At 58.8% G+C, this 12,403-nt stretch carries 8 protein-coding genes; 2 read left to right on the forward strand and 6 right to left on the reverse strand.

Translation table 11 applies throughout. The features are described from left to right. Positions 1 to 52: 52 nt before the first annotated feature. The 6 genes from WA354_RS06865 to WA354_RS06890 form a co-directional block, all read right to left on the reverse strand. The gene (locus tag WA354_RS06865) at positions 53 to 3,073 is read right to left on the reverse strand and encodes an Rne/Rng family ribonuclease (protein WP_472812261.1); all 3,021 of its coding nucleotides are present in this window, start codon (positions 3,071 to 3,073) and stop codon (positions 53 to 55) included. Between the two features lie 771 nt (positions 3,074 to 3,844). Then, positions 3,845 to 4,942 (reverse strand): rod shape-determining protein RodA, encoded by a 1,098-nt coding sequence (gene rodA, locus WA354_RS06870; RefSeq protein ID WP_472808465.1) that lies wholly within the window; start codon positions 4,940 to 4,942, stop codon positions 3,845 to 3,847. A 5-nt stretch (positions 4,943 to 4,947) separates the two neighbouring features. After that, a complete protein-coding gene (gene mrdA, locus WA354_RS06875) occupies positions 4,948 to 7,089 on the reverse strand; it encodes a penicillin-binding protein 2 (protein WP_472812262.1) in 2,142 nt (713 codons plus the stop codon). Between the two features lie 139 nt (positions 7,090 to 7,228). Beyond that, positions 7,229 to 7,750, reverse strand: coding sequence for a rod shape-determining protein MreD (mreD, locus tag WA354_RS06880; protein WP_472812263.1), 522 nt, complete (start codon positions 7,748 to 7,750; stop codon positions 7,229 to 7,231). A 2-nt stretch (positions 7,751 to 7,752) separates the two neighbouring features. After that, entirely contained in the window at positions 7,753 to 8,985 is a 1,233-nt protein-coding gene (gene mreC / locus WA354_RS06885; RefSeq protein ID WP_472812264.1) for a rod shape-determining protein MreC, read from the reverse strand. A 151-nt stretch (positions 8,986 to 9,136) separates the two neighbouring features. Continuing rightward, positions 9,137 to 10,201 carry a rod shape-determining protein gene (locus WA354_RS06890; protein ID WP_472802302.1) on the reverse strand — a complete coding sequence of 355 codons (1,065 nt, stop codon included), beginning with the start codon at positions 10,199 to 10,201 and terminating at the stop codon, positions 9,137 to 9,139. 356 nt (positions 10,202 to 10,557) lie between these two features. Between WA354_RS06890 and WA354_RS06895 the strand changes: the two genes are divergently transcribed. Together WA354_RS06895 and WA354_RS06900 are read left to right on the forward strand one after the other, a co-directional pair. Continuing rightward, on the forward strand, positions 10,558 to 12,045 hold the full coding sequence (locus tag WA354_RS06895; RefSeq protein WP_472812265.1) for an aldehyde dehydrogenase family protein: 1,488 nt from the start codon (positions 10,558 to 10,560) through the stop codon (positions 12,043 to 12,045). A gap of 9 nt (positions 12,046 to 12,054) precedes the next feature. Beyond that, complete coding sequence (locus WA354_RS06900; protein WP_472812266.1) at positions 12,055 to 12,384, forward strand: hypothetical protein; 330 nt, start codon at positions 12,055 to 12,057, stop codon at positions 12,382 to 12,384. Positions 12,385 to 12,403 lie beyond the last annotated feature (19 nt).

The following is a 12,403-nucleotide window of genomic DNA, read 5'->3' on the forward strand; positions in this document are numbered from 1 at the left end:
GGCCGGAGGACTCTCCGGCCTTCGTTATCTGACATGATAAAGAACCAGGTCCCTATCCTTGAATGTCAAACTGCTCGGGATGAAGGGTCGGATCGCTCTTGATCAGGATGTTTTTCCCGACAAGCTCCTCGAACTCATTGATCCAGCTTGCGTTATTGGCCTTCAGTACCTTCACGGTTTCTGGATTCACGCGCAGCATCACGTCCGAACCTTCAAAGTGCCGCTTCATCTTGCGCAACTCGGTGTAAATCTCGTTGCACACCGTGGCGGGACTCTTCACCATGCCGGTTGCCTGGCATGTGGGGCAGGGAACAGAGAGCGTGCGCTCCAGCGATTGCTTCACGCGCTTGCGGGTAATTGCCACCAGCCCAAAGTCATTAAACTGCAGAACCTTGGTTGGGGCGCGGTCGTTTTTCAACGCTTCTTCGAGGGCGGCCATAACTTTGAAGCGATTCTTGCGCTCATCCATATCGATGAAGTCGATCACGATGATGCCGCCCAAATCGCGCAGACGAATCTGGCGCACAATCTCCGGAATCGCATCGAGGTTGGTCTTCAGAATCGTGTCTTCCAGCCGCGCCGTCTTGCCGACATACTTGCCCGTGTTGATGTCGATCGCGACCAGCGCTTCCGTCTGGTTGATCACAATCGATCCACCCGACTTAAGCCACACTTTCGAACGCAATGCCTTCGAGATTTCATCCTGGATGCCGAAGTGCTCAAACAGCGGAGTGTCCTTGGTGTAGAGCTTCACGCGCCGCACCAGCGTTGGCGAGAAGCGGTTCAGGAAGCGCACAATGCGCTCGTAATCCGCCTCGGAGTCAACCCAGATCGACGAGAAGTTGCTGCTCACCTGGTCGCGCAGGATGCGCTCGATGAGCGACAGATCATGATAGATCAATGCCGGCGACTTCGAACTGTCTGACCGCTGCTTGATTTCGTTCCAAAGATGAATGAGGAAGCGAAGATCGGCGCGCAAATCCTCTTCCGATGCGCCCTCCGCGGCGGTGCGAACGATAAATCCGCCCGAAGCTTCACCGCGCTCGTGGGTCAGAATCCGCTTCAACCGCTGGCGCTCTTCGTCCGAGGCGATCTTGCGGCTCACCCCGACGTGTGTGACCGTAGGCATGAATACAAGGAACCGCCCCGGCAGCGCAATGTGGCTGGTGATGCGAGCGCCCTTCTTGGCGATCGGCTCCTTCGCAATCTGCACCAGGATCTCCTGCCCCGGCTTCAACAAATCGGAAATGATCGGCAGGTCAGAGGTCTGCGCCGAGCGCCGCGATTGGCGGCCTCGGTCTCCCGGCCGGTGTCCACTGCGATCGCCTCGATCTCCACGGCCCCGACGTCCTCTTCCGCCGCGATCGCGACGCGGTTGTCCCTGGCCGTCGCCTGCTGGTTGAACTCCAGCAGCGGTTGCCTCTTCTTCCTCGTCATCTTCTTCGCCTTCGAGAGTCTCTTCACCCTCTTCGCCGTTCTTGTCTTCAAACTTCATCTGGATGCGATGGTCGAGGTGCGCCTCCTGCAGCATCTCTCCCAGTTCACCCGAGCGAATCTGCGTGTGAAGCTTCTCCTCTTCCTCGTAGTCATCCAGATCGTGCTCGTCGGACTTGTGGTGATGATGCGGAGTGTCGTACTCCTCGCCCTCGATCACTTCTTCCTCAACGAGACCGTTGCCGGGCGAAAACGATGAGGCCACGGGAATAGCCGTAGGCTTCGTCTCTTCGACCGGTGTGGGCGGTACGTCCTCTGACTTCTTCTTCTTTCCTCCGAGACCAAAGAGCCGGAACTCCGCCGGTGGCAAGGGATCGACATTGTGCGATGCGCTGCGATCACTCTCGAATTCGGTGCTTTCGTTCTCTGTGCCCCTCGCCTCGTTGAGAGCGGACTCGGCGACTGGCTCACCCGGAACCGCATGCGGTTCAGAATTATTGGAGGTAGGCTCAAAGCTTTCCTCCTCCATGTCGTCTTCAAAGCCAGCCGATGCCGCATGAACGTGCGACTGGGCGACCGCGGGCTCAGCCTCAGGCTCAACTTCGCGCTCCGGGCTCGCAGAGGTAATCTCTTCGACGAATTCCTGCTCTTCAACTTCATCCGCCGAGCCGTTATCGATCTCCGGCGCGAACGAATTGGAAGACTCTTCCTCCGCAGCGGGAGCCTCGGGCTGACGATTCCGATGCCGTGAGAGTGACTCACCGGGAAGCAAGCCGCTACCGTCCCAGACGATCGGCGATTCAATAAGGCTGGCCGGTTTGTAGGACGACGCCGGTCGAACAACAGCAGGTGCCTCGGATTCCGCCTTCTCAGACGACTCCGCCGGCGCACCGCCATACTTTCTAAGTGATTCGCCCGGCAGAACAAACGGCTCTGGAGCGCGTTCAGTCCGTTCAAACCGTGGAGTCCGCGGAGAAGTGGCCGAAGCCTGGATCTCACTGGCAGTCTCACGAACGGGCTCCGCAGCCTCGTTTACATGAGTCTCGATAAACTCCTGGCTCTCGGCTGGAGTGGCGGAGACATTGCTACCGCCGCGGCCTCCGCGCCGGCGACGGCGTCCGCGCCAGCGTTTTGTGCCAGCTTCATCGGTTCCGGTCGCGTCATCGGACTGATCAGCTGTTTGACCGGGAGCGGCTAAATCAGGAGCGGCGAAATCCGCATCGCCGGATTCCGAGGTAATTTGGATGGTTGGCCGGCTCTCGCGTTCCGGACGCTGTTCAGACCGTGCGGGGCGTTGTCCGCGATCTTGTCCGCCACGATCCTGTCCGTTGGTATGGCGCACTTCCCTGGGTGCCTGGTTCGCGCCGCTTACCGCGGCTTTCTCAAGTTCGTCCGTCTCTTCCTGGTCTTCCAACTCCATGAAGTCGGTAACGTACAGGAATGCGTCGCGTTCCAATCCAACGTCGACAAACGCCGATTGCATGCCGGGGAGAACACGCGTGACGCGTCCGTTATAAATGGATCCCGCCAGCGTGTACTCGTTTTCGCGTTCGTAATAGATTTCCGCGAGCTGATCGTCTTCTAGAATTGCAAGCCGCGTCTCATGCGGCGTGCTGGAAATACAAATCTCTTTTGCCATCGTGCCTTTCCGCCCAGCGGACTTCGCCTGCTGGGGCTTTCGGCAAGGTGGGGTGGAGATGCGTGCGGACGGGAAGGCTGGGGATGTGCGGCGGAGATGACCGGTGCGTGCCTGGCGGGACCGTGAAGCCACGGCCGCCTGCCCCTACCTGGGGCGGCGAACTCGAAAGGCTTTCATGTCCGGCAAACGTTTCGAAACGGTAATCCGAAGGCAGAGAGTTTGTGGCCATCCTGAGGGTTGATGCTTGCGACCTTTCGTCGCGGCACAACCACCGGGGTCCCCGGCGACAAATCCTCGCCGCGGGGGTGGTGAACCAAGCCCATGCCAACCAGAAGATCGACATGAGCGGGGCCGTTGTGTAGCTGGCGAGTAAGCTGCCGGGCCGCACAGCAGAAACCGAAATTCCTGCGCGCTCCCTGCTGCCTCGAAACCAGCGACGCCGAACATCCACACGATCAGTCTCGATCGCTGGAAATGTCCGGTTTGCCCGTCTCTGCGTGCTCATTAAACCCAATCCTGCCCGGCCGCTCGATCCACCAGGACCTTGGCCGGGATTTTGCACCCTCTTCAATGCTGTGCGCCGAGCCGCCTCATCGAATCTGCCGAATCTCCTCAACGCGGCTGAATCCAATCAGGGTCTCGCGGGCCAGGCATCTTTGACGATGCTTTAAGTACTTACAATCTTTGCTCTTGTGGTCCGGAATATCCCGGCGTTCCCCAAGAGGGTGTTGCCGTGCAATCTTGCTCCCGGTCCTTCAGACCGGATCACGTTTAGTTTACGAACCGGCGCATGCGCACGTTCATCACCACGCCCAGCGCCAGGAAGGTAAACAACACCGAGGATCCGCCGTAACTCATTAACGGTAAAGGGATTCCGGTGACTGGCATAAAGCCAATGACCATGCCCACGTTGACCGCGATCTGGAAGGTCAACACAGCCACGATCCCCATAATAATAAGAGACCCGGGCAGGTCGGCGGCTGTTTGAGCGTTCTGTATCAAACGCATCAATATGAGGAAGTATAGCAGCAGCACAAAAACCGCGCCTACAAAGCCATGCTCCTCGCTGAAGGCCGCAAAGATGAAATCGGCGTGCGGAATGGGAATGAAAGCTCCCTGCGTTTGCGTCCCTTTTTCAGCTCCCTTGCCCCAGATACCCCCCGCTCCGACTGCGATCTTGGCCTGCAATACCTGGTATCCCGCACCTTTGGGATCGTTATCGGGATTGATAAAGCCCGTAAGCCGCGCTTTTTGATAGGGCTTCAGCACCTTTCCGCTGTTCCACGCCCCCACCACCAGAACCAGCCCGGCGGTGATTAAAACCAATGCTTGCTTCAAGTTGATTCCGCCAAGAAACAGCCCAGCGATCAAAATCGGTGTATAGGTAAGCGCCGTGCCCATGTCCGGCTGCGCCAACACAAGCAGCATGGGAACGCCCACCAGCGCAAAGGCTTTGAATATCTCTTTCCAGGTCAGGTTCTTCCCGCCAAGATTCGCAAAGTAGCGGGCCACCACCAGAATCAAAATCAGCTTCACCCATTCCGACGGCTGAAAGTGCATCGGCCCGATCTTTATCCAGCGGCGCGCACCCAGAACCTTCGTTCCCACCAGCTTTACGGCGACCAGCGCTACCAGGCAGACACCGTAAGCCCATGGAACCCAGTCGATGAGTTTGTGGTAGTCGATCAGCGAAAACAGGAACATCGCTATCACGCCGCCCAGGCACCAGTAGATCTGCTTGGTGTGAAACCCAACGTATTTCGTGTGCAGCGTTGCGGAGTAGATTTCCAGAACCGATATCGTGCAAAGCAACGCGATGATCCCGAACAATGTCCAGTCAAAATCGCGGAAACTCATGATACGGCGCATCGGACTCATTGCGATTTCACCTGGGCAGATTTCCCCGGCAAAGCTGGCGAAATGAGCGTTGCCGACTCGAGCCCAACCTGTCCCGGTATCGTGGCTTTCGCGGTCTGTTTCTTTGCGAGCTGCGGTGTCGCCTGCTCCGGTTTCAAAGGCTTTGCCGATTTGCCGTTCTGTGTTTCCGGCTGTACGGCTCCATTCGGTCCCACCAGGAACTTGCCTGCGTGAAGCTTCGCCGACGTCTCACCTTTTCCATCCGGGGACGGGTTGGGAGTGGTCCAAACCGCGCCCACTTCGATTGGAGGCGGAGTCTTGGCTGGCACGAGGTTATGAGCCAGGCGGCGCTGCTTTTCGACGTAAGCTGAGACCACCCGGGCGCCGATCCGTGCGGCAAACCAGCTCTTGTTGCCGTTCTCCCAGAGCACTGCAACCACAAGTTCAGGATTCTTTGTCGGCGTTACACCCACGAACCAAACGTTGGGATTCGTATTCCGTCCTTTGGCGGTCTTGTCCAAAGCTTCGTGACTCATGACCTGCGCGGTGCCCGTCTTGCCGCCGAAGTCGATGCCTTCGAGGTGTTCGCCGCCGGCGGTGTGGTACAAGCCAGGCTGCGTCACCTCGGCCATGCCGTCGGTGACGGTTGCCCAGTTCTCTGGATCGATGGGAATATTCACATCGCCCGATCCTGGCAAGTTGTCAATCAGGTCTTTGCGAAAGTCCGGCGGAAGCTGATCCGGCGACACGACGCGCGGTCGAACCAGGTGCCCACCGGATGCAATGCCGCCGATGATCCGCGCCAGTTGCAGCGGAGTCGCTTCAACCGCGCCCTGCCCAATTGAAACGTCCAGCGTCTCATCGGGATACCACTTGCGATGATAGTTCTTCATCAGCCAGTGCGCGCTCGGCATCAGTCCCGCCTGCTCGCCGGGAAGATCAATCCCGGTCTTCTGGCCGTAGCCAAACTCGGTCGCATACTTGGCAATCCGGTCGATGCCCAGCTTGTCGCCAAGCTGGTAATAGTACGTGTCGCAGGAGTAGGGAATCGCATTGTGAATGTCGACGGCACCATGCTTTTCATCGCAATGATGATAGAAACCGTAGGGCCCCCACCCGCCCGCGCAATTCACCTTCAGATTCTGCGCTACACCTTCTTGCAACCCCGCAACCGACATCAGGATCTTGAACGTTGATCCCGGTGCAAGCTGTGCCTGGATCGCCTTGTTCATCAGCGGATGATCCGGATCGGTGATCAGCTTGTTCCACTCCGCGCGTTCGATCTTCACCGCAAACGCATTCGGATCGAAGCTGGGACGAGATACCAGAGCAAGAATGTCGCCATTGCGCGGATCCATGGCCACAATCGCACCGGTGCGATCGCCCATCGCCAGTTCTGCGGCCTTCTGCAGATCGTTGTCGATGGTGAGCTTGAGGTCCTGCCCGGGGATCGCGTGCTGTATCCCGAGGAAACCGACCTCGCGTCCATGGCTGTCCACAATGACATCACGAGATCCATCCTGCCCGCGCAGCAACTGGTCATACATCTCCTCGACGCCGGCCTTTCCCACAACATCGCCGGGCTCATAAGCCGCGTAGCGCGTCTGGTTCAGATCCTCTTCGCTGACTTCGCCCACGTAGCCGATCAGGTGCGCCGCAAATCCGTCCCGAGGGTAGAGCCGACGTTCGCCTTCAATCGTTTCCAATTCAGGCAGTTCGTTACGATGCGCTTCGATGAACGCCTGCTCATCGGCGCTCACGTCCTCCTTGATGGGAATGGGCTGATACCCGGGCGAAGTCCGATAGCGGTGCAGAGTGGCCCGAAGCTGGTCCAGGTCGAGGTGCAGTCCACGGGCAATCAGCGGCAGGTCCGTATCTACGTTGCGGTTCTGCTCGCGCACCAGAAAGCACGAGACCGACGGATAGTTATCGACCACCAGCCGGTTCTCGCGGTCAAAAAGCTTGCCCCGCGGAGCCAGCACCGGAACCTTTCGGATGCGGTTCTGCTCCGCCAATAGTTTGAAATTCTGTGCGCCGAGGATCTGCAGCCGCCACAAACCGGCAGTTAGTCCAAGCATTAGCGCCAGCACGGCGTATTGCACCACTGCCAGCTTGAGGGTGGGGACTTTTTCGCCGCGTGTGACCGTGTCATAACGCATGGGAAGCTACTTCTAGGATACCTCTATCCTGCATTCTGCTCTCGTTGCGCGCTTGCGCGCGAGACGCGGTTATTCACCCCGCGAACCATCGTACTCAATCACGAATTTCTCAATCGTGACTTCCTCAATCACGAATCCCTCAATCACGAATCTTTGTCCGGTCGAGCAGCGGAAACAGGACCAGCGCAATCAGCGAGTTGCCCAATGCCTTGTACAACTCCATCAGCCAGCTCGTATCGACCGTCATGCCCAGCAGAAACCGAACCACAAAGAAGTACGTCGCACTGCCGACCAGCGATAGCACAAACGTCAGCACCAGCCGGATGGCGTGATTCTCAACATTCACCAGGACCCCGACCGATGCCGCAAGGTAGCCGACCAGCGTCTTGGCAATGCCGTTGATTCCAATGGGCAGACCCGTCAGCGCGTCCTCAAAGAGACCCATGACTCCGCCCAGGATCGAACCTTGAATAGGGTTGCGCCGGCTGAGCGCGAAAAATACCGTTACCACCAGCGGCAGATCGAACCACGCAAAGCGCCCCAGCACCCTCGGCAGCCACGCCTGCATCACCAGCGCCGCAATCGGCACCAGCGCGTAAATCAGCACCGGGTAACGGTGGATCTCGTAATCGCGGCGGCTCTCAGCTGTAAGGACCGACATGGCTAGTGATCCCCTTGCGGCGCGGTTGGTTGCGGCGTCGCCGGTTGCGTTGTGGCCGGACTGCTTTGCGGTGTTTTTGGCGCCGCAGGCTTCTTCTTCGGCGCGCTCTGATCCGGCGCGGCCCCCTGGTTACTTTCCGGCGTCGCGGGAGGGTTAGGGGTCACCGCACCCCCCGGCGTAAACCGGTCAGGATGCACGGCCATAGGCGGGCGGGATACCGGATTCGGATTCGACGCGTCATTCAGCGGCTGCTGATCGGCAGGAAGGTTCGGATCAATCAACCCGGGCAGCTTCTCCGCCATCCCTTCTGACGTTTTCTGCGTCTCAGCTTCCGCTCCCTTCAGAGCCTCGCTCGCCGCGATGTCCTGCTGCTGATCGGGTGGGAAGCGTGGCTCTGTCGATGTCACTATGAGCACTTCGTCCAACTGGTCAAGATGCGCGGCTGACTTCACAATCACCTGCACAAACCCGTCGCGCTCCGGATCGTTGACGACTCTATCCACCACACCCACCGGCAGGCCCCGGGGAAAGATCTGATCTCCACCGGCGGTCAGCACCTTCTCTCCCGCCTTGATGCGCTGATCGCGAATTACATCTTCAATCTGCGGCTGCCCCGCACCGTTGCCGCGCAGGATGCCGCGAATCCGCGTCGACTCCAGGATCACGCCCGCGCCGCTGGACTGGTCGTTGATCGCGAGCACTTGCGCCGTGTGGGGAAACACGTCGCGAATCTTGCCGACGATGCCATCAGGAGTGATGACCGCCATATCGCGGTCAATGCCTTCATCCCTCCCCTTGTCGATATAAAACACGTGCGATTGGTCCGTCCCGCTGGTACCGATAGCCTGCGCCGCAACAGTCTTGTAAATGTATTTCTGCTGAAAATTCAGGAGCGCCTGCAGCCGCTGTCCCTGCTTGGCGTCTTCCAACAGTGCAGCCTGCTCCAGCCGCAAACGATCCACCGTCTTCTGCAGATCCGCATTCTGCTGCCGCACATGGCGCAGATCGATGTAGTTGTTCCAGAGCCAGGAGATCCCAGAGCCTGAGGAGTGGAGAGCCCGTTCTGGCGGAGACACGACGGAATTAGCCCACAGGCGAATCAGTTGCACGCTGCGCCCATCGCCCGTCTGGCCGCCGGTCGTACGGCGCACCTGCATGGCAAGACCCAGAATCTGTGCCACCAGCAAAGCCAGCAGCACCAGCAGATTCCGATAACGAACGACAAATGATTCCATAAATAAAACAGGGACCAGGACGTAGGGACCTAGGGACTAAGAAAAGCGTGCGCGATCATCCTGGTCGAATTCCATCGGATCATTCGTCTTGAATAAACCCGGAAGACGTTCGGGATTTTGTCCTAGTCCCTAGTCTCTAGTCCCTACGTCCCTAGTCGATCTTGATCTTCCGCAGCAGCCTGAAGTCCGACAACATCTTGCCGGTGCCCAGCACCACCGAGGCCAGGGGATCGTCGGCCACCGAGACTGGCAATCCCGTTTCCTCGCGGATGCGCTTGTCGAGGTTCTTGATCAGCGCGCCTCCGCCGGTCAGCACGATGCCGCGGTCCGAGATATCGGCAGACAACTCCGGCGGCGTCCGCTCCAGCGCCACGCGAATCGCATTCATGATCACCGCGATGCACTCGCCGAGCGACTCGCGAATCTCGCTGTCGTCGATCGAGATGGTCTTGGGCACGCCCTCAATCAGGTTGCGTCCCTTGATCTCCATCGTCAGCGGCTTGTCCAGCGGATACGCCGATCCAATCTCGATCTTGATCTGCTCGGCCGTGCGCTCGCCGATCAGCAGGTTGTACTTCCGCTTCAGGTAGTTGGTAATGGCCTCATCCATCTGGTTGCCGGCCATTCTTACTGAACGCGAATAAACGATACCGGAAAGTGAGATGACCGCAATATCCGTTGTTCCGCCGCCGATATCGACCACCATGTTGCCGCCTGGTTCCGTAATCGGCAGACCAGCGCCGATCGCCGCCACCATGGCCTGCTCCACGAGATACACTTCGCTGGCCTTGGCGCGATAGGCCGAGTCCTCGACCGCCCGCTTTTCCACCTGCGTAATCTCGGAGGGCACACCGATCACGATGCGCGGGTGAACAAGCATCTTGCGGTTGTGTGCCTTCTGGATGAAGTAGTTCAGCATCTTCTCGGTGACTTTGAAGTCGGCAATCACGCCGTCTTTCATCGGCTTGATGGCCACGATGTTGCCGGGCGTGCGGCCCAGCATGTCCTTGGCTTCCTTGCCGACCGCTTCCACCTCACCGGTGTTTTTGTTAATGGCCACAATGGAGGGCTCGTTGACGACAATGCCCTTACCGGCGGCGAAGACCAGTGTGTTGGCGGTCCCAAGATCGATAGCCAGGTCGCTCGAAAACATGCTGAAGAGAGAGCGCAGGCCATGTGACCGCGAAGTACGCGAAGGATAACCGTTCTGAGACATGTATGAGTGGAATCTACCTCAATTAAGATTGTACGGCCAACGGCTAATGCAGCAAAAAACACCGTTGGTAATCATGAGAGTAGGGAGCTTTGTAAATACCCCTTTCTAACCAACCGCTCGAGTCGAGACCGATGAACGGCTAACTGTCGTCCAGCGGACTTAGCACTGATTCGGTAACTCTAACCCGTGAAGCGACACCCAACCCCAGTGCGCTAAAATCAAGTGTTTTTGTGTCCATCCGGGCAGTGCGCGCCAACTCCTCAATTCCGGCAGCCCACCCCGGCCACTGATAACTGAAAACTGACCGCTCATAACTCGAACTAAGAACCCTGACCCCTGAACCCTGAGACCTGACCATGACCTACCCCACCTACCACAATCTGATCGGCGGCGAATGGCTCCCCGCAGCAAGCGGCAAAACCATCCTCAACGTCAACCCCGCCGACCACGACGACATCGTCGGCTCCTTTCCATCCTCCGGCCCTGAAGATGTGAATGCCGCCGTAGCCGCCGCCAAAAAAGCCTTCGCCGCCTGGCGCCTCGTCCCCGCGCCCAAGCGCGCCGAAATCCTCGTCCGTACGGGCATCCTGTTGCAGCAACGCAAGGAACAGTACGCGCGCGACATGACCCGGGAAATGGGCAAGGTGCTCGCCGAAACTCGCGGTGACGTGCAGGAAGCCATCGACGAAGCCTTCTATGTCGCAGGCGAAGGCCGCCGCCTCTTTGGCCAGACCACGCCCTCCGAGCTCCAGAACAAGTTCGCCATGAGCATCCGCATGCCCGTTGGCGTCGTCGGCCTCATCACGCCGTGGAATTTCCCCATGGCCATCCCCAGTTGGAAGCTCTTTCCCGCGCTCGTCGGCGGCAACACCTGCGTCATCAAGCCCGCGACCGACACGCCCCTCTCCGTCTACAACCTCGTGCAGACCCTGGTCGATGCAGGCCTGCCCCCGGGTGTCGTCAACATCGTCAGCGGCAGCGGCGGGGCCGTAGGCAATTCTCTGGTCGAACACCCCGACGTCCGCGCCATCAGCTTCACCGGTTCCAGCGAAGTCGGCTCCCATGTCGCCCAGCGCGCCGCTGCCACCTTCAAGCCCGTCTCTCTCGAAATGGGCGGCAAAAACGCGCAAATTGTTCTCGACGACGCCAACCTCGAGCTAGCCCTCGACGGCGCTCTGTGGGGATCGTTCGGGACCACAGGCCAGCGCTGCACCGCCACCAGCCGCATCCTCCTGCAGAAGGGAATTGCCCGCAAATTTACAGACGAATTCGTCGCCCGCGCCCGGGCACTCAAGATCGGCAACGGCCTCGACGAATCCGTGCAGGTCGGCCCGCAGGTCAACAAGAGCCAGATCGAAACCTCCGCGAAATACGTCGAGATCGCAAAGAAAGATGGCGGCAAGCTCCTCTGCGGCGGCAACGCGCTCACCAGCGGCGACTGCGCCAAAGGCACGTTCTTCGAGCCGACCGTCTTCGCCGTAACTCCGGAGATGCGTCTTGCCCGCGAAGAAGTCTTCGGCCCAGTCGTCGCGCTCATCGAGTTCGACACCTTCGAGCAGGGAATTGAAATCGCCAACTCCATCGACTATGGCCTCTCCAGCGCCCTCTATACGAAAGACCTCAACCGCGCTTTCGCTGCCATTCGCGATTTAGAAGCCGGCATCACCTACATCAATGCGCCGACAATTGGCGCAGAAGTCCACCTGCCCTTTGGCGGCGTCAAGCACACCGGCAACGGCCACCGCGAAGGCAACGGCGCCATCGACTTCTTTACCACCTGGAAAGCCGTCTACGTCGACTACAGCGACAAACTCCAGCGCGCCCAAATCGACAACGTGGAGTAACTACTCATTATGACAGTCGAAGAGGTTCGTGAGTTCGTCCGCGCTCAGGCTAGAGATGATCCCGCGTGTCAGAACGATCATGGGATCAAGTTGGGACAGACACTCCTTGTGCCCCAGAAAATATCCGTGATCGTGCGCTTAGTTAATAACGGTCGGTTGAAAGATCTCAATGAAGACGTCTGGTTGGTCGGGCAGGAGAGTGCAACGGATGGATACAGAATTGTGATGCGTGAAAGGAATCGTCAGTTTGGGCTCGCCTCATCAGGTTTTCGCGGTGACAAGCATCTGGTTCTAACCGGCTGGTACGGCGGTCTGAAATCAGCCTTCCTGAGCATGTAGTGCTGGGTGCTGGGTGCCC

Source organism: Occallatibacter sp. (assembly GCF_049802275.1).
GTDB lineage: Bacteria > Acidobacteriota > Terriglobia > Terriglobales > Acidobacteriaceae > Telmatobacter.

What these genes read in the sequence shown, in the direction of transcription:
- rodA (WP_472808465.1), bottom strand. Translation starts at nt 4,942, where the DNA reads ATGCGCCGTATCATGAGTTTCCGCGATTTTGACTGGACATTGTTCGGG.
- mrdA (WP_472812262.1), bottom strand. Translation starts at nt 7,089, where the DNA reads ATGCGTTATGACACGGTCACACGCGGCGAAAAAGTCCCCACCCTCAAG.
- WA354_RS06895 (WP_472812265.1), top strand. Translation starts at nt 10,558, where the DNA reads ATGACCTACCCCACCTACCACAATCTGATCGGCGGCGAATGGCTCCCC.
- WA354_RS06865 (WP_472812261.1), bottom strand. Translation starts at nt 3,073, where the DNA reads ATGGCAAAAGAGATTTGTATTTCCAGCACGCCGCATGAGACGCGGCTT.
- WA354_RS06890 (WP_472802302.1), bottom strand. Translation starts at nt 10,201, where the DNA reads ATGTCTCAGAACGGTTATCCTTCGCGTACTTCGCGGTCACATGGCCTG.
- WA354_RS06900 (WP_472812266.1), top strand. Translation starts at nt 12,055, where the DNA reads ATGACAGTCGAAGAGGTTCGTGAGTTCGTCCGCGCTCAGGCTAGAGAT.
- mreD (WP_472812263.1), bottom strand. Translation starts at nt 7,750, where the DNA reads ATGTCGGTCCTTACAGCTGAGAGCCGCCGCGATTACGAGATCCACCGT.
- mreC (WP_472812264.1), bottom strand. Translation starts at nt 8,985, where the DNA reads ATGGAATCATTTGTCGTTCGTTATCGGAATCTGCTGGTGCTGCTGGCT.